General features: G+C 70.2%; 16 protein-coding genes. 6 read left to right on the top strand and 10 right to left on the bottom strand.

What is annotated here, in order from left to right; all coding sequences use genetic code 11:
• Positions 1-12 precede the first annotated feature (12 nt).
• The 3 genes from ACJ8AN_RS40815 to ACJ8AN_RS40805 form a co-directional block, all read right to left on the bottom strand.
• Entirely contained in the window at positions 13-996 is a 984-nt protein-coding gene (locus ACJ8AN_RS40815; protein ID WP_407761044.1) for a HEAT repeat domain-containing protein, read from the bottom strand.
• Positions 997-1,010: 14 nt separating this feature from the next.
• Positions 1,011-2,150 carry a hypothetical protein gene (locus ACJ8AN_RS40810; protein WP_407761043.1) on the bottom strand — a complete coding sequence of 380 codons (1,140 nt, stop codon included), beginning with the start codon at positions 2,148-2,150 and terminating at the stop codon, positions 1,011-1,013.
• 278 nt (positions 2,151-2,428) lie between these two features.
• The gene (locus ACJ8AN_RS40805) at positions 2,429-2,953 is read right to left on the bottom strand and encodes a hypothetical protein (protein WP_407761142.1); all 525 of its coding nucleotides are present in this window, start codon (positions 2,951-2,953) and stop codon (positions 2,429-2,431) included.
• A 281-nt stretch (positions 2,954-3,234) separates the two neighbouring features.
• On the opposite strand from ACJ8AN_RS40805, the gene ACJ8AN_RS40800 reads away from it, so the two are divergent.
• The gene (locus ACJ8AN_RS40800) at positions 3,235-3,861 is read left to right on the top strand and encodes a hypothetical protein (protein ID WP_407761042.1); all 627 of its coding nucleotides are present in this window, start codon (positions 3,235-3,237) and stop codon (positions 3,859-3,861) included.
• 7 nt (positions 3,862-3,868) lie between these two features.
• On the opposite strand, the gene ACJ8AN_RS40795 is transcribed toward ACJ8AN_RS40800, so the two are convergent.
• Positions 3,869-5,302 carry a phytoene desaturase family protein gene (locus tag ACJ8AN_RS40795; RefSeq protein WP_407761041.1) on the bottom strand — a complete coding sequence of 478 codons (1,434 nt, stop codon included), beginning with the start codon at positions 5,300-5,302 and terminating at the stop codon, positions 3,869-3,871.
• Positions 5,303-5,549: 247 nt separating this feature from the next.
• Here ACJ8AN_RS40795 and ACJ8AN_RS40790 point away from each other — a divergent pair, with 247 nt between their 5' ends.
• Both ACJ8AN_RS40790 and ACJ8AN_RS40785 read left to right on the top strand, forming a co-directional pair.
• Positions 5,550-6,533 carry an SDR family NAD(P)-dependent oxidoreductase gene (locus ACJ8AN_RS40790; RefSeq protein WP_407761040.1) on the top strand — a complete coding sequence of 328 codons (984 nt, stop codon included), beginning with the start codon at positions 5,550-5,552 and terminating at the stop codon, positions 6,531-6,533.
• An 83-nt stretch (positions 6,534-6,616) separates the two neighbouring features.
• Positions 6,617-7,201 carry a Uma2 family endonuclease gene (locus tag ACJ8AN_RS40785; protein ID WP_407761039.1) on the top strand — a complete coding sequence of 195 codons (585 nt, stop codon included), beginning with the start codon at positions 6,617-6,619 and terminating at the stop codon, positions 7,199-7,201.
• A 41-nt stretch (positions 7,202-7,242) separates the two neighbouring features.
• Here the strand turns inward: ACJ8AN_RS40785 and ACJ8AN_RS40780 are convergent, their stop codons facing one another.
• The 3 genes from ACJ8AN_RS40780 to ACJ8AN_RS40770 form a co-directional block, all read right to left on the bottom strand.
• The gene (locus ACJ8AN_RS40780) at positions 7,243-7,719 is read right to left on the bottom strand and encodes a hypothetical protein (RefSeq protein ID WP_407761038.1); all 477 of its coding nucleotides are present in this window, start codon (positions 7,717-7,719) and stop codon (positions 7,243-7,245) included.
• 99 nt (positions 7,720-7,818) lie between these two features.
• Positions 7,819-8,154, bottom strand: a complete 336-nt coding sequence (locus ACJ8AN_RS40775) for an SPW repeat protein (protein WP_407761037.1) — start codon at positions 8,152-8,154, stop codon at positions 7,819-7,821.
• Between the two features lie 34 nt (positions 8,155-8,188).
• Positions 8,189-8,773 (bottom strand): hypothetical protein, encoded by a 585-nt coding sequence (locus tag ACJ8AN_RS40770; protein WP_407761036.1) that lies wholly within the window; start codon positions 8,771-8,773, stop codon positions 8,189-8,191.
• A gap of 188 nt (positions 8,774-8,961) precedes the next feature.
• Between ACJ8AN_RS40770 and gor the strand changes: the two genes are divergently transcribed.
• A complete protein-coding gene (gor, locus tag ACJ8AN_RS40765) occupies positions 8,962-10,371 on the top strand; it encodes a glutathione-disulfide reductase (protein ID WP_407761035.1) in 1,410 nt (469 codons plus the stop codon).
• A 363-nt stretch (positions 10,372-10,734) separates the two neighbouring features.
• Positions 10,735-11,019: a hypothetical protein gene (locus ACJ8AN_RS40760; RefSeq protein ID WP_407761034.1), complete on the top strand. Its 285-nt coding sequence runs from the start codon at positions 10,735-10,737 to the stop codon at positions 11,017-11,019.
• Positions 11,020-11,144: 125 nt separating this feature from the next.
• On the opposite strand, the gene ACJ8AN_RS40755 is transcribed toward ACJ8AN_RS40760, so the two are convergent.
• From ACJ8AN_RS40755 to ACJ8AN_RS40745, 3 genes are read right to left on the bottom strand one after another with little or no spacing between them, the layout of a single operon-like run.
• Positions 11,145-12,080, bottom strand: coding sequence for a proline dehydrogenase family protein (locus ACJ8AN_RS40755; RefSeq protein WP_407761033.1), 936 nt, complete (start codon positions 12,078-12,080; stop codon positions 11,145-11,147).
• Positions 12,081-12,117: 37 nt separating this feature from the next.
• On the bottom strand, positions 12,118-12,978 hold the full coding sequence (locus ACJ8AN_RS40750) for an alpha/beta fold hydrolase (protein WP_407761032.1): 861 nt from the start codon (positions 12,976-12,978) through the stop codon (positions 12,118-12,120).
• Positions 12,971-13,669, bottom strand: a complete 699-nt coding sequence (locus tag ACJ8AN_RS40745) for a lysophospholipid acyltransferase family protein (RefSeq protein WP_407761031.1) — start codon at positions 13,667-13,669, stop codon at positions 12,971-12,973. Before ACJ8AN_RS40745 ends, ACJ8AN_RS40750 begins: the two co-directional genes overlap by 8 nt.
• 261 nt (positions 13,670-13,930) lie before the next feature.
• Here ACJ8AN_RS40745 and ACJ8AN_RS40740 point away from each other — a divergent pair, with 261 nt between their 5' ends.
• The gene (locus ACJ8AN_RS40740; protein WP_407761030.1) at positions 13,931-14,392 is read left to right on the top strand and encodes a hemerythrin domain-containing protein; all 462 of its coding nucleotides are present in this window, start codon (positions 13,931-13,933) and stop codon (positions 14,390-14,392) included.
• The last annotated feature ends 182 nt before the right edge of the window (positions 14,393-14,574 follow it).

Below are 14,574 nucleotides of genomic sequence, written 5' to 3'. Positions count from 1 at the left end.
GGGATTGCCGCTCTACGGAGCCTGTTGCAGCCGCTGCTTCTCCCTCAGGATCAGGCTCCACTCCTGAAGGCCCATTCCGAGAACTCGAATCCACGCGTCGACCTCGGGTGTCAGGCTGGGGTCGACGTTGCGCAGCCGTTGCAGCTCCGGCACCGCGCTGGAGAAGCCCAGCTGGGCGATGCTCTGCAGCAGCGCCTTGCGCACCCCGGGATCCCTCTCGTCGCGGTACATGCCGAGCAGGGTCTCCCGGGAGCTGGCCACCTGCTCCGCGGGCACCCCTCCCAGCGCGGTGACCGCCGCCTGGCGCACCTCGGCCTCATCGCTGCGCAGCAGCGACTGGAGCTTGCTGGCCGAGCCGGCGCTGATCTTCCGGGTGTCGAGGTTGCCGAGAATCTTCGCCGTCACCTTGGGGTCCGTGGAGGCCGCCGCGGCCGACACCGCGGCGTCCGAGGCCGGGCCGTGGTAGCTCGAGTAGACCTCGCGGATGTCCTCGACGATGTTCGCCGCGGCCTCCTGGCGCACCTCGGGCGAGGAGTCGCGCACCAGGCGCTCGTACATGTCTCCCGTGTTCTCCAGGGCGCTGGTGCGGCGCATCGCGCGCACGGTGGCGGCGCGCACCGCCGGGTCGGGCTCCTCCAGCGCCCGCCTGGCCACCGCCTGGATGGCGCTGGGGTCCGCTCCGCGCTCGGTGCGCGCGACCAGGGCGGCCGCCAGGTGCTCGGCCATGACGGGGTCTCTCTCCCGCGCGAACGCCGCCCGCAGCTCGCCGTCGGGCAGGGTGACGGCGGACTCGCGCAGCAGCGTGCGCATGTAGCGCTTGTAGGCCTCCGACTTCGAGTGGAGCCCGCGGCGGATGGAGTCCATCAAGCCCTCGACGGAGCAGGTCTCTCCCTGGAGGGCGGGCGCCGGGGCGGCGGCCCGCGCGGCCTCGGGGGCCAGGGGCAGGCAGAGCGTGAGCGCCAGCAGGAGGGGGCGGAAGGAGGAAGGGCGGCTCATGGGGGCTCCCGGGCTCAGTCGTGGCGGTCGAGGCAGTGGAAGGGATCCTGGTCGGGCAGGCTGTTCCACAGCCGCACCCAGTCCAGCTCGCCGCTGGCGTAGAGCTGCTCGAAGGCCCGGTAGACCGGCTGGAAGCGCGCATCCACGACGGCCATGTTCGCCATGACCGGGAGCGCGTCCTTGCCGGCCACGCGGGCGGAGAAGCGGAAGAGGGCCCAGCGCACGCACACGGCCGGGTCGTTCTCGAAGGTCTTCTGGAACAGCGCCAGCACCTTCTCCTTCTCCGGGGAGAGGGAGAGCATGTGCGCCGCCGCGTCCCGGCCGTTCTCGTTGCCCTCGGTGGTGAGAATCTGCGCGTAGCGCTCGGTGCTCCGCGCGTCGAGGATGGGCGCGGAGTGCATGGGCATCATCTGCCCCAGGTAGCGGATCTGCTCGTCGGGGGACTCGACGCCGATGGTGAGCAGCTTGTCCAGGTAGGGCGTGAGGTCACCGTTGTTCTTGGCGTCGCGCTTCATGACCCGGCCGATGGTGCGGGCGGCGGCCCAGCCCGCCTCGCCGGGGGCCGGGCTGCTGGCGAAGGCCGAGAGCCGGTCGAGCGCGGCCGGAGCGAGCTTCTTCTGCGTGTCCAGGGCCGACAGGAGTCCCGCGCGCCGCTCCGGGGCGATGCGCTCGTCCAGGCCCAGGTCCAGCAGCTTCGCCGACACCTGGGGGAGTTGGACGGCCTCGGAGTCCCTCACGGCCATGAGGTACATGCCAAACGACTTGCCCTGGGCTTCGAGGGACCAGTCGAGCACCTCGGAGGCCCGGGCCGGGTCGTTGCCGATGAGCTCGGTGAGGCGCTCCTTCAGGTAGTTGCGCACGAGCGCATCCCCCGAGTTGAGCAGGGGGGCGGCCCAGTCCCGGAAGTTCTCGAGCGTCACGTCCTCGTTGAAGCGCTCCAGGTCCCGCCAGCACGTCGTGGCGTCGAACCGGGCGCCCCGGGCCTCCTCGCCCGCGGCCGCTCCGGCCTGGCCGGGGGTGCCCGTCATCCGGGAGGTGCCCTGCGGGGAGCCCTTGGGCGCGGCGGCCTGCTTCGTCCCGGCCGCGTCCGGCGCGGCTCCGCCACGGCCGAGCAGCGCCACCCCGGCGAGCAGCGCCACGAGGCCCACGCCCACGGCCAGTGCCCTGCGCCGGCTCGGAGTGCCTGTGGGGGAGGGGGAAGGAGTGGGAGCGTCAGGGGTCATGGCGGTGGGCGTTCAAGGGATGTCCAACTCGTAGAGGCCCCTATTAAACCGCCGTCTAAAAAAAAATGAAAAACCTGGGAATAAATGGGAGGCCGCCCAGGCCGCCCAGCCCCGGGCAAGGTGTAAGTACCTGAAAAGACGGAAGCCCCACGGGAGGCGCGGGGCCTTCCGGGGGGCTTCGGGGCCGGTGGGGGCGCGGCGGGGGCCGCTCAGTCGAGGACGCCGACGGTCTCGGTGCGGTCCACGGCCTCGCCCTGGACGGTGTAGCCCGAGTACCAGGAGGTGTCGTTGGTGCCGTTCTTCTCCTGCATCATGTGGACGTGGGGGCCGGTGGCCTGGCCGGTGCCGCCCTCGTTGCCGACCTGGCAGCGGTCGCAGGTGCGGTCGTACGAGTCGGACGTCTTGATGAAGTGCTTGAGGTGGAAGCGCCAGCCGTCCGCCCAGGTGTGGATGGCCATGTTGGCGTTCTCGTAGCCGTTGCCGTTGCAGACGATGCCGGTGGTGTTGATGGTGACGTTCCAGGACACCGAGCCCACCACGCCCGTCTCCACGCCCCAGTAGTTGCAGCGGCCGCTCGAGATGTCCACGGCGCCGTGGTAGCCGCCGCTCGGGTAGTAGGTGGTGGCCGTCACCGTGCCGGGGAAGGGCGACTTCACGGTGTGCGCGGTCACCGCGGCCGGGATGAGCGCCAGGGATGCCAGTGCCGCCAGGGTCCTCTTCATCGTGTTACGCATCATCATGCCTTTCGTGAGTCCTTCCCCCTGACGAGGCCCCGACTTCGTTGTTGTCTCAAAAATCCTGGGAGGCGCCGCGCGACGCCTGGCGTTCCGGGGAGGAAAAGGCCCGTGAATCCAAAGGCTTGTCGGGGACGGACAGCCTCGGAAAACTCAGGAGGGCGAAATTCCAGGAAAAAGCCGCCGAGGGGGTGCGTGGGGCCCTGCGGCGCTGGACTCCCAGTGAGGGGAGCGGTCCCCGGGTTCCTGGTAGCCTGCGGGCCCACGCGAGGACGGAGCCGATGCCCACGAGGAAGTTGCGATTGGAAGAAGGTGGGCCGAAGCGCCTCGAGCTGTCCTGGCGTGGCCACTACGAGCACTTCCAGGTCCGGGTGGACGGAGGGCGGGTCGGCGAGAGCGGGAAGTCGGCCCTGGTGCGCGGCGAGTCCTGGCGTCTGCCGGATGGGAGCGAGCTCGCGGTGAAGCTCCACCAGCAAGGCTTCGTGTTGCTCCTCGTCGAGCGCGATGGCCGGCCCCTGCCCGGCTCCGGAGGACACCCCACGACGGCGGCCCGGAGCGCGGCCTATTGGTTGCTCTTCCTGTGCTGGGTCTTCGTGCTCTGGGATGTCTTCATCCTGCGCACCCGGACGGAGCTCTCAGGGGTGACGGGCCCGCAGGTGCTCTCCGTCGCCGCCAGTGTGGCGATTGGCCTCTCCGGGCTCGTCGCGCTGCGCCGTCCCTGGGTGGGTTTGACGGCCGGAATCCTCTTCACCGCGCTGCGGACGCTCGAGGCGAGCTCGCGCTGGCAGCCCTACGGCGTGCCGCGCGCCCTGGTGTTGCTGCTCCTGCTCCTCTTCCCCGTCCTGTCCGCGCTCTACGTCCTGAAGCGGGCGCCGACGGCGTCGGGGGCCACGCACCTGGCCTCCTGAGCGCGCCTCACCCCTTGCGCCACACCTCGCTGGCGAGCAGCGCGCGCGCGGCGAGGAAGCCACACAGCCCGTGCACGCCGGGCCCGGGCGGCGTCGAGGACGAGCACAGGAAGAGGCGCGGGTCCGGCGTGGCATACGGCACCAGGCGCGCCACGGGCCGTGCAAGGAGTTGCATGCCCTCGAGCGAGCCGCCGGAGATGTCCCCGCCGATGAAGTTGGGATTGTAGGCCTCGTACTGCGCGGGCGAGCGCGTGTGCCGGGCGAGGATGCGCGCGCGGAAGCCCGGGGCGAAGCGCTCCACCTGGGCCTCAATCCGCTCCGTCATGTCCTCGGTGCAGCCATTGGGCACGTGGCAGTAGGCCCAGCCGGTGTGTTGGCCCGAGGGCGCGCGGGTGTCGTCGAAGAGGGTGTGCTGGGCCAGCAGCACGTAGGGGCGCTCGGGCGCCTCGCCGCGGGAGACAGCGGCCTCGCTGGCGGACACCTCCTCCAACGTGCCGCCCAGGTGCACCGTGCCGGCGCGGGCACACGCCGCCGCCTCCCAGGGAATGGGGCCGGAGAGCGCCCAGTCCACCTTGAAGACGCCGGGCCCGTAGCGGAAGCGCCGCAGCTTCTCCACGTACGCCGGAGGCAGCCGGTGGCCCGCGAGCTTCACCAACTGCGCGGGCGTCACGTCGAGCAGCACGGCGCGCGCGCGCGGCAGCTCGTCCACGTTGTGCACGCGGTGCCCCGTCTCCACCTCGCCGCCGAGCGCCCGGAGGTAGCTGACGAGCGCGTCCACGAGCTTCTGCGTGCCGCCGCGCGGGAAGGGCCAGCCCACGGCGTGGCCCGAGGCCATGAGGAGGATGCCGAAGGCGGAGGTGAAGGGGCGCTCGAGCGCGGAGAAGGAGTGGGCGGCGGAGCCGGCGAAGAGGGCGCGCGCGAGGGGCCCCTCGAAGGCGCCGGTGGCGAGCGAGTGCGCGGGGCGCATGGCGCGCAGGCCGAAGCGGGCCAGGCGCAGGGGGCGGCGGGGCAGGCGCAGCGGGTCGGCCATCTGCGCCACCACGTCGTCGAAGGCGCGCACCATGGGGCGCATCCATTTCACATACGTGTCCGCGTCCGGGCCGAGCCCCTGGGCGGTGGCCTCGAGGTTGCGCTCGAGCACCGCGGCGGTGCCATTGTCGAGCGGGTGGGCGAGGGGGGCGTCGGGCTGCACCCACTCGAGGCCATGGGCGCCCAGGGGCAGCTGGCGGAAGAAGGGCGAGGCGGCGGCGAGCGGGTGGATGGCGGAGCAGACGTCGTGGACGAAGCCGGGCAGGGTGAGCTCGGCCGAGCGGGCGCCTCCGCCGGGAGTGGGGCCCGCCTCGAGCACCCGCACCGAGCGGCCCGCGCGCGCCAGGGAGATGGCGGCGGCGAGCCCGTTGGGGCCGGCGCCCACCACGACGGCATCGAGCATCGAGCTCATGGCCTGTCACTTCACCCGACCTGACGGGTATACGAGCGGAAAGGCCACCGGGTTGCGTTCACCAGTGGACGTCTGGGGTTGGTTGGCCTCACGGCACCCGGGCGGGCAGGCACGGGCCCGGGAGGGGCGGGGTGCTCGGACGGGGCGGGAATTCCCATCCTCCCGGCTGGAATAACGCGTGGACGCCAGGCACTCGGGGGAGCGGACGACAGGCCCGCCGCCGGGAGCCGCGACACAGGGAGAGGACATGGCTCGCCAGGACCTGAGGGGCAAGGTCGCCATCGTGACGGGAGCATCGAGTGGCGTGGGTTGGCAGGCGGCGGTTCGGCTGGGCGAGGCGGGAGTGAAGCTGTGCGTCACCGCGCGCCGGGTGGAGGCGCTCGAGAAGCTGCGCCACCAGTTGAACGAGCAGGGCATTGAATGCCTCGCGGTGCCCGGCGATGTGACGGTGCAGGGGGACGTGGACCAGGTGGTGCGCGAGTGCCTGACGCACTACGGCCGCGTGGACATCCTGGTGAATGACGCGGGCGTGCAGAGCTACGGCCTCTTCGACGAGCTGCCGTGGGAGCACATCACTCGCATCTTCGACATCAACTGCTTTGGCTTCATGCGCTTCGCGCGGGCGGTGCTGCCGCACTTCCGGGCTCGGGGCAGTGGGCACATCCTCAACATCCAGTCGATGCTGTCCAAGGGCGCGGCGCCGCTGCTGACGGCGTACAGCGCGAGCAAGCACGCCACGCTCGGGTGGGCCAAGAGCCTGGAGATGGAGTTGATGGGCACGGGCATCAAGGTGTCGAACATCCTGGTGCCCTCGGTGGACAGCAACATGTTCGCGCACGCGCCGACGATGTTTGGCCTGGCGCCCAAGCCGGTGCCGCCCACGTATGACACGGACGTGGTGGCGCGAGCGGTGGTGCGCTGCGCGATGAGGCCCGGGAAGACGGTGGTGCCGGTGTTCCTCCAGGGAAAGTTGATGCTGTGGCTCAACGCGGTGGCGCCGTGGTTCGGCAAGTGGGTGATGGGGAACTGGGGCGCGCGGATGCAGATGCGCGACGAGCCCGTGGATCGGCCCGACGGCAATCTCTTCCAGGCGATACCGCAGGGCGTGGGACCGCACGGTCCGGTGCCGCCCACGCCGAAGTGGGTGCGCTACTCGGCGACGGCGGGCCTGGCCGCGCTGTTCGGCGGCCTGGTGCTGGGCGTGGCGGGAATCGCTCGCGCCGTACGTTGAGCGGAGGCGGACCCTACCTCTCCCGTCAGACCTTCCTGTAGAATGTCAGCGGTCAGGCAGGAAGGCCTGCGGGAGGAGTGGAGATGGGCCGGGGAAAGCGTCCCGCCACCTACGAGGATATCGAGGCGTTACCGCCTGGGTGGGTGGGGGAGATCATCGACGACGAGCTGTGGGCGTTCCCACGGCCGACGAAGTGGCACGCCTGGGTGGCTTCCTTGCTCGGAGTGAAGCTGGGGCGAACCTTCGGTGTCGGAGAGGGAGGACCGGGCGGCTGGTGGTTCGTGGACGAGCCGGAGCTGCACTTCGGCCGGCAGGTGGTGGTGCCGGACCTGGCGGGCTGGCGCTACGAGCGGGCCCCCGGGCTGTTCGAGCGGAATGATCCCTTCTTCGACGTGGCGCCCGATTGGGTCTGCGAGGTGCTGTCGCCTTCGACGGCCGCATTGGACCGGGGGCCCAAGCTGAGGCTCTACCATCAGGAGGGCGTGAGCCACGCGTGGCTGGTGGATCCGCGGGCGCACACGCTCGAGGTCTACCGCCCGGGAGCACGAGGCTGGAGGCTCGCCCGGTACGGAGGCGAGGACGTGGTGCGCGCCGAGCCATTCGACGCCGAGCCGCTCGACCTGGGGCGGCTCTGGGCTCCAGGTTCCACCCCGGCCCCCGGGCCTTGAGGCCTCTCACTCCTCCGGTGCCTCCAACTCCGCGAGCGTGCTCACTCGAACTTCTCGACCACGGTGAAGGGCACGCTCTTGGGCAGGGTGAGGGAGCCGGGGGTGGTACCGGCCTCGGCGTAGACGCCGCCCGGCGCCGGGGAGCCGAGCACCAGGCACACGGGATGGTTCTGTCCATCCGGCGTATGCGCCTGGGTGTACTGCGCCTGCACCTTGCCCGTGTCCATCCAGAGCACGCCGTCGACGAGCGTGCCCACGGGCAGCGAGCCCACGGTCGTTTCCAGGCGGCTCGTTATCTGGCCGGGGCGGAAGACGCCGTAGTCATGGGTGCCTCCGGGCTGCGAGGCCTCGAGGTTCATCGAGCCCTGCTGGCCCGGCTCCACGCCCAGCTTCTTCATGAGCGCGAGGGTCTCGGGCGTGCAGGTCTGCGGGGCGGGGGGCTTCTGCTTGCCGACCGTGACGCACGCGGTGAGCGCGAGGGCGCTCGCGGTGAGACAGAGCTTCAGGGCTGGCTGCATGGGTGGGCGCTCCTTCGAGGCGGGGAGCCCATGCAGTACACCCGCTCGGCGCCCGGGTGCCGGGGGGCGGCGCGCGGGCGTCGGGCAACGGACGAAGCGTCAGGACCCGGCGAGGGGCCGGCGATGGGGAGTCCACACCCGGTGGTCCCAGACGAGCGACAGCACGCCGGCGAGCAGGCCGACGACAATGTCGTTGAGGGTGGCGTTGCGGTAGCCGCCGTAGCCCAGGACGAAGGGCGAGACGATGAGCCACACGGCGAGCGGGGTGGTGGCGTAGCGCAGCTTGGGGAGGGCGATGGCCGCGAGGTTCACCAGCATGATGGCCAGGCCCACGCACAGGTCATTGAGCTGGGCTTCCTGGACGCGGTAGCCGAGCACGAAAGGCGACGACACCAACCAGAAGCCCAGGATGACGCTCAACCAGCGAGACCACATTCGTCGCACCTCCGGACATGTGCCGTGAATGGGTTCAACTTGTGGACAGAGGGCCGCTGGGCGCAACCTCCCGCTCCCCCCGGGAGCGGGGCGGGGTGAGGGTCTCCGTCTCCGTCTTCGAGCCCGCGAGCCCCAAGCGGGAGCGCCCTACCCCCTGCCCGTTCGTCTGCCATTGGGAAAGCACGGCCTCGGTGACGAGGCCGAAGAGGAGCCCCTGAAGCGCGAGCAACCGGTGCTCCTCGGGAGACCACGTGCGAGGTGCGCGCGTGACGCGGAGGAGGGGAAAGGAGAGCCGCTCGAAGAGCCACAGCCCTCCGGCGAGCGTGAGGCCGCGGAGGCGCGAGGCGGGAGGAAGCACGGGCCGGAGCCACGCATACACGGCGCCGAGCATGGGGCCATAGAGCCAGCGCATGGCGAGCCCCCACCGTTGGGCCTCGCGAGCGCCGAGCCGCACACCGAGCCACCGCCTGGCGCCTCGCCTGGCGATCTCCCGGGTGGAGTACGGAGGCGAGTGTCCCAGCAGGGCATCGCGGAGGGGCTCCCAGCCGCTCAGGGCCAGCGTCCCCACCACGCCCGAGCCCAGCCCTCGCAGAAGACGCCTGCCCGCCCGAATCGCCACGGTCACCTCCGGAATCGCTCACCCGAAGGTAGGTCGCTCCCGCGAGGACGCGCGGGATGCTCCCTCCCTCCCCTGGCGTGCGTGGGTCCACCGGGTTCACGCGGAGGCGCATGGGGCAGACCCTCACTTCGACACGGAGTGAAGTACGGTGACGGGTACCCTCACCAGCCTCATCCAGGAGACACGCGATGCCCCAGTACGACTTCGACCTGTTCACCCTCGGCGCGGGCTCGGGGGGCGTGGCGGCGAGCCGCCGGGCGGGCTCGTATGGCGCGCGCGTGGCCATCTGCGAGGACAACCGCATCGGCGGCACGTGCGTGCACCGGGGCTGCGTGCCCAAGAAGCTGCTCGTCCATGGCGCCCACTTCCGCCACGACTTCGAGGACTCGGCCGGTTTTGGCTGGTCGCTCTCCGAGCCCGGCTTCGACTGGAAGAAGCTCCAGGCCGCCAAGGACAAGGAGCTGGAGCGGCTCGATGGCGTGTACCGGCGCCTGCTCCGGGACTCGGGGGTGCAGCTCATCGAGGGCCGGGGGCGCGTGGTCGACGAGCACACGGTGGAGGTCAACGGCCAGCGTCACACGGCCGGGCGCATCCTGGTGGCCACGGGCTCGCGGCCCTTCCTCCCCGAGGTGCCGGGCATCGAGCACGCCATCTCCTCGGACGGCGCGCTCACCCTGCCGGAGCTGCCCAGGCGCATCGCCATCGTGGGCGGGGGCTACATCGGCGTGGAGTTCGCGGGCATCTTCAACGCGCTGGGCGCCAAGGTGATGATGCTCATCCGTGGCGACACGGTGCTGCGCGGCTTTGATGACGACGTCCGTTCCATGCTCACGCAGGAGATGCGCAAGAAGGGCATCGACCTGCGGCCAGAAACGTTCGTCCGCGACATCGAGAAGCGCCCGGACGGCACGCTGAGCCTGCTCTCGCGCATGGGGGACACGCTCGAGGTGGACGCGGTGCTGTACGCGACGGGGCGGGTGCCCAACACGCAGGGGCTCGGGCTGGTGGAGGTGGGCGTGCGCCTGGACGAGCGCGGGGCGGTGGTGGTGGACGAGTGGTCCCACACCAGTGTGGAAAGCATCTACGCGGTGGGGGACGTGACGGACCGCATCAACCTCACGCCGGTGGCCATCGCCGAGGGCCGTGCCCTGGCCGAGACGCTCTTCCATGACAACCCCATGAAGATGGACCACACGGGGGTGGCCTCGGCGGTGTTCAGCCAGCCGCCGGTGGGGACGGTGGGCTGCTCCGAGCTCGAGGCGCGCGAGCGGCTCGGCGACAAGATAGACGTCTACGTCTCCAACTTCCGGCCCATGAAGCACACGCTGAGTGGGCGCGACGAGCGCACGATGATGAAGGTGATTGTCGAGCGCGACACCGACCGCGTACTGGGTTTCCACATGGTGGGGGCGGACGCGCCGGAAATCATCCAGGGGCTGGCGGTGGCGCTGAAGTGTGGTGTCACCAAGAAGCTGCTCGACACGACGGTGGGCATCCACCCCACTGCGGCCGAGGAGTTCGTCACCATGCGCGACAAGCGCCCGGACCCGGTGGCGGACGCGGCGCGGGAACTGGGCCACGATGCCCTGCAGCGCTGAGCCATTCACAGTCTTCTTCCAGAAATCCTCCCACTCTTGTGTGGCAAGGGCAACGGGACCTGCTCCTTCTCCGTGTGCTACTGCATCATGTAGTTCGAGTCGTGGTGGCGCGCGGAACCCCCTTCCGCGCGCCGCCGTTCCCGAGGTGGCTCAGCGCCCAGGCCCGCCGAAGGTGGAGCCCGCGGTGAAGCGGTGGCCCGCGCGGTAGCCGGAGCGATTCCGTCAGGTTGTCTGCCCTTCGAGCGTCCAACACCGCGCCGCCAGGGGTCCTGAGCGCCTCCCACCCCATGTCAGAGGGGTGTGGATGCTGAGGACCGCAGGGCGTGGTCCGGGTACAGCGGCAGCACCAGGGGGAGTCTCATCATGAAGGACAGCAAGGGCGGAGTGTTGCAATCCTCAAGGATTGAGGATGCTCCATCCACCATCAGCCGCACGCTGGGGGAAGGGGGCGCGATGCTCGAGCTCACGTCGAATTACCTCCTGCTGGAGGTGCCGCTGCTGGACGGGAGCTGCGAGGACGGCCTCTCGTTGTCGCGCCGCTCCGTGTTCACCGAGAAGCTCCTGCCCCCCACGCGCACCCCGGCGCCTCGCCGGCCCAAGCGCCGCTCCCCGCGCGAGCTCGGGCCCTTCGACACGCTGCCGGTCTGAAGCTTTCGCCTCTGCCCGCGGCCTCGAGAGTCCAGGTTGCCGCCATCCTGATGTCGCTGATGGGCGGCAGGGGATTCGGGTTGGAAATCATCGGCAAGGTGGCGGAGGCTCGCTGAGGGAGGGCGCTAGCCCTTCACCAGGTTCTTCATCACGAACCAGACGTTGGCGGGGCGCTCGGCGAGCCGGCGCATGAAGTACGGGTACCAGTGCCTGCCATAGGGCACGTAGACGCGCACCGGGTGGCCCTCGGCGGCCAGCCGCTCCTGCAAGTCGCGGCGGATGCCATAGAGCATCTGGAATTCGAAGGCGCCGCGCGGCAGCTGCTTCTGGCGGGCATACGCGAGCGTCTCTTCAATCATGCGCTCATCGTGCGTGGCGATGCCGTGGTACACGCCGCTGTCGAGCAGCACGCGCATGACGCGCACGAAGTTGTCGTCCACGTCCTTCTTGTCCTGCCAGGCCACGCCGGGGCCCTCGAGGTAGGCGCCCTTGCACAGACGGATGCGGACGCGCTCGGCGCACAGGGCGCGGGCATCGGCCTCGGTGCGGTAGAGGTAGCTCTGCAGCACCGCGCCCACGTGGGGCTCGCCGAACTCGCGGTGCAGCGTGCGCACCACGTCCAGCGTGTCCTGCGTCACCGCGCCGTGCTCCATGTCCACGCGCACGAACGAGCCGCGGCGCTTCGCGTCGGCCACCACCTGGCGCGCGTTGGCGAGCGCCAGCTCCCGGTCGAAGAGCAGCCCGCACTGGGTGAGCTTCATCGACACGTTGCCCCGCACGCCCACCTGGTCGATGCGCGCCAGCAGCCGTTGGTACTCGCGCACCTCGTCGCGCGTCTCGGCCGGGTGGCGCACGGCCTCGTTGAGGTGGTCGAAGGAGACGCTCAGCCCGCGCGCGTTCAAGTCCTTCACCGCGCTCACGGCCTCCTCCAGCGTCTCGCCGGCGATGAAGCGGCGGGCGATGCGGCGCAGGGCGGGCACGCCGGTGGCGAGGTCCTTCAATTCCTCGCGGCGCGAGAGGAACAACAGGGCGGAGCGGGACAGCTGGGTGGCCTGGTCCATGGGTGTGGCGTCTCGGTGGGAAGGGCTGTCTTTCGTCTCAGGCTTCGTGCTGGGCGAGGAAGTCGCCGACGAAGGCGTTGAAGGCGTCGGTATGGCTCATGTACGGCAGGTGGCTGGCCTCGCGGATGAGCTCCAGACGCGAGCCGGGAATGCGGGCGGCCACGTCCCGGGCGTACGAGTGGGGCACCAGTAAATCCCTGCCACCCTGGATGATGAGGGTGGGCACGCGCAGGCGCTCGAGCTCCTCGAGGTAGTTGGCGGAGAGGATGTCCTGCAGCCGCCGCAGCAGCTCCAGGGGCGAGAGCCGGCGCGCCTCGCGGACGATTTCGGCGCGGCCCTCGGGGGGCAGGCGGCGTCCGCCGAGCACCCGCGCCACGGTGGGGGCGAAGAGGTAGGCGAAGGGTTTGGGCATGCGCACCAGCGTGGACAGGACGAGCGCCCAGCGCCGCACGCGCCGCACGCTGGCCACTGGCGACACCAGCACCAGGGCCTTCACCCGCTCGGGGTGCGCCAGCGCGAAGGCGATGGAGATGAGGCTGCCGAACGAGGAGCCCACCAGGGCGAAGCGCTCGGGCAGGCCCGCGTCGGGTTGCTCCAGCGAGGCGAGGTTCCACTGCAGCGGCGTATGGGTGAGAGGCGTCTGGAGCGTCGGCGTCCACAGCAGCAGCCGGTACTCGGAGGCGAGGGGATGCATGGGCGCGAACGAGCGGCCGGAGGCTCCCAGTCCAGGCAGGCATAGGACGGTGCGCGACGCGTCCTGGCTGCCGCCGGGGAAGGTGAAGAGCCGCACCGGAGCGCCGCGCACCTGGCGTTGCTCGAGGAGCAGCTCGTAGCCTGGTTGAATGTCCTCGGGCTCGGGAACGAACCGGGGTAGGGCGGGCAAGGAGGCCTCACGCATGGCAGGCTCGGACGAGCAGGTGCCGTACGGTGGTGGCGATCTGGTCCCGGAAGTGTTTCAGCCGGGACTCGGGCGCATCCCGGGGCGGCGGGGTGAGTGCGGGTCCGAGGAGGAAGGTCATCTTCACCGGCAGGGGCAGGGGGCCCAGGCCGATGCCCAACGGTACCCGGTACTTCTCCCCGGGGGCGAGTGGAACGCTCCACCGCTCGTCATCCGGACAGAGGAAGGTGCCGTCCACGCCGAAGCCGGCGAAGGGGACGACGGGCACTCCCGCCTGGGCGGCGAGCCGCGCGAAGCCCAGCGTTGCCTCCCACCGCAGCGTGTAATGGTGGCGGGGTTTCTTGAATGTCTCCCACGCGCCCCCCGGATAGCAGACGACGAGGTGTCCCTGTCTCAGCGAGTCCAAGGCCTTGTCCCGGGTGCCCTCCACGCCCCCCAGCCAGGGCAATACCGTTCTCACCAGGGGGATTTTGAAGAACCCCCGCTCGGCCAGTCCCAGGGGGTAGCGGCCTGTAGCGCGATGAAGCAGGTGGAAGAAAGCAGGCGTTTCATAACCCCAGAGTCCATGGTTGCCCACGAGCAACACCGGACCCCGGGCGGGCAGGTGCTCGGCTCCCAGCAGGCGGGCGCGATGGTAGAGCGCGGACAGGGCCGCTCCGGTCTCGGCGAACCGGAAGACGGCGCGGCGCAAGGGGTTGTGGGCGGTCTCCACGGGGCCTGAAGATGGCGACGCCCGCCGGAGCTGACAGACCCCCGCCCACGCCTGCCTGCCAACTCCTCTCGGGGGGTGGAAAAGTCGTATGAATCCTGCCGCTTTCAACGCCTGTCAGGGAGGCGGGAGGGCACAGGCGGTGGCCCGCTTCCGGGCCCGGTGGTTGTCCGTGCCTGGGGGGGTGGCGATGGTTGTGGGGCCATGGGGCCTTTCGAAATGTTGTCTGGGAAGCAACGGGAGTTGCTGGCGTGCCTGGAGGCGGCGCTGGCGCCGGGGGAGGATGGGGTTGCGTCACGGGAGCGGGTCGAGCAACTGCTCGAGGCGATCTGGCTTCACGTGCGGCTGACGGAGCGCCACGTGCAGCCCCTGGTGGTCCGAGTGGAGGGGCACACGCGGGCCCTCCAGGAGGCGGAGCTCCTCCTGGTCATGCATGAGTTGATGGCCGAATTGGAATGGTTTCCCCGGGACAGCCTGGAGTGGCAGGCCCGGTTGGTGGCGCTGGGCGACGCGGCGCTCGCGCATATCCGCTCGCTGGAGCTCCAGCTCTTTCCCCGCCTGTCCGCGGCGCTCGACGACGACGAGGCGCAGGACCTTGTCCGGCGCCTGGCGGCCACACGCGAGGCTTTGTGGTTGGAAATGCGGCGGGCACGTCAGGGGTTCGAGCCGCGGGATCACGCCGATTCCTGTTCAATTCACATGTAGCGGCGCTGAACAGGCATTCAGGTGTGACGCCAATCAACAAGAAAAGCACAATCGCTGTTTCAATTTAATCGACAAACCGTGTATCCATGGAGTTATGTCTGGGCAGAAGTTGAGCTGAACAGCCCAACGATAACCCCCCCCCCGGATGAGCCGCCTCGCCCAGGAGGCGTTCTCATCGAGAG

The organism is Archangium sp., assembly GCF_045802675.1.
In the GTDB taxonomy this organism is placed as follows: Bacteria; Myxococcota; Myxococcia; order Myxococcales; family Myxococcaceae; genus Archangium.
The sequence above is the reverse complement of the archived record's forward strand: the minus strand, read 5'-3'. Positions and strand labels throughout refer to the sequence as shown.

Bases quoted from the DNA above. Each gene is read 5' to 3' on its own strand.
- ACJ8AN_RS40800 (WP_407761042.1), top strand. From the start codon at position 3,235: ATGCCCACGAGGAAGTTGCGATTGGAAGAAGGTGGGCCGAAGCGCCTC.
- ACJ8AN_RS40750 (WP_407761032.1), bottom strand. From the start codon at position 12,978: ATGCGTGAGGCCTCCTTGCCCGCCCTACCCCGGTTCGTTCCCGAGCCC.
- ACJ8AN_RS40755 (WP_407761033.1), bottom strand. From the start codon at position 12,080: ATGGACCAGGCCACCCAGCTGTCCCGCTCCGCCCTGTTGTTCCTCTCG.
- ACJ8AN_RS40780 (WP_407761038.1), bottom strand. From the start codon at position 7,719: ATGCAGCCAGCCCTGAAGCTCTGTCTCACCGCGAGCGCCCTCGCGCTC.
- ACJ8AN_RS40805 (WP_407761142.1), bottom strand. From the start codon at position 2,953: ATGCGTAACACGATGAAGAGGACCCTGGCGGCACTGGCATCCCTGGCG.
- ACJ8AN_RS40790 (WP_407761040.1), top strand. From the start codon at position 5,550: ATGGCTCGCCAGGACCTGAGGGGCAAGGTCGCCATCGTGACGGGAGCA.
- ACJ8AN_RS40815 (WP_407761044.1), bottom strand. From the start codon at position 996: ATGAGCCGCCCTTCCTCCTTCCGCCCCCTCCTGCTGGCGCTCACGCTC.
- ACJ8AN_RS40775 (WP_407761037.1), bottom strand. From the start codon at position 8,154: ATGTGGTCTCGCTGGTTGAGCGTCATCCTGGGCTTCTGGTTGGTGTCG.
- ACJ8AN_RS40785 (WP_407761039.1), top strand. From the start codon at position 6,617: ATGGGCCGGGGAAAGCGTCCCGCCACCTACGAGGATATCGAGGCGTTA.
- gor (WP_407761035.1), top strand. From the start codon at position 8,962: ATGCCCCAGTACGACTTCGACCTGTTCACCCTCGGCGCGGGCTCGGGG.
- ACJ8AN_RS40795 (WP_407761041.1), bottom strand. From the start codon at position 5,302: ATGAGCTCGATGCTCGATGCCGTCGTGGTGGGCGCCGGCCCCAACGGG.
- ACJ8AN_RS40760 (WP_407761034.1), top strand. From the start codon at position 10,735: ATGAAGGACAGCAAGGGCGGAGTGTTGCAATCCTCAAGGATTGAGGAT.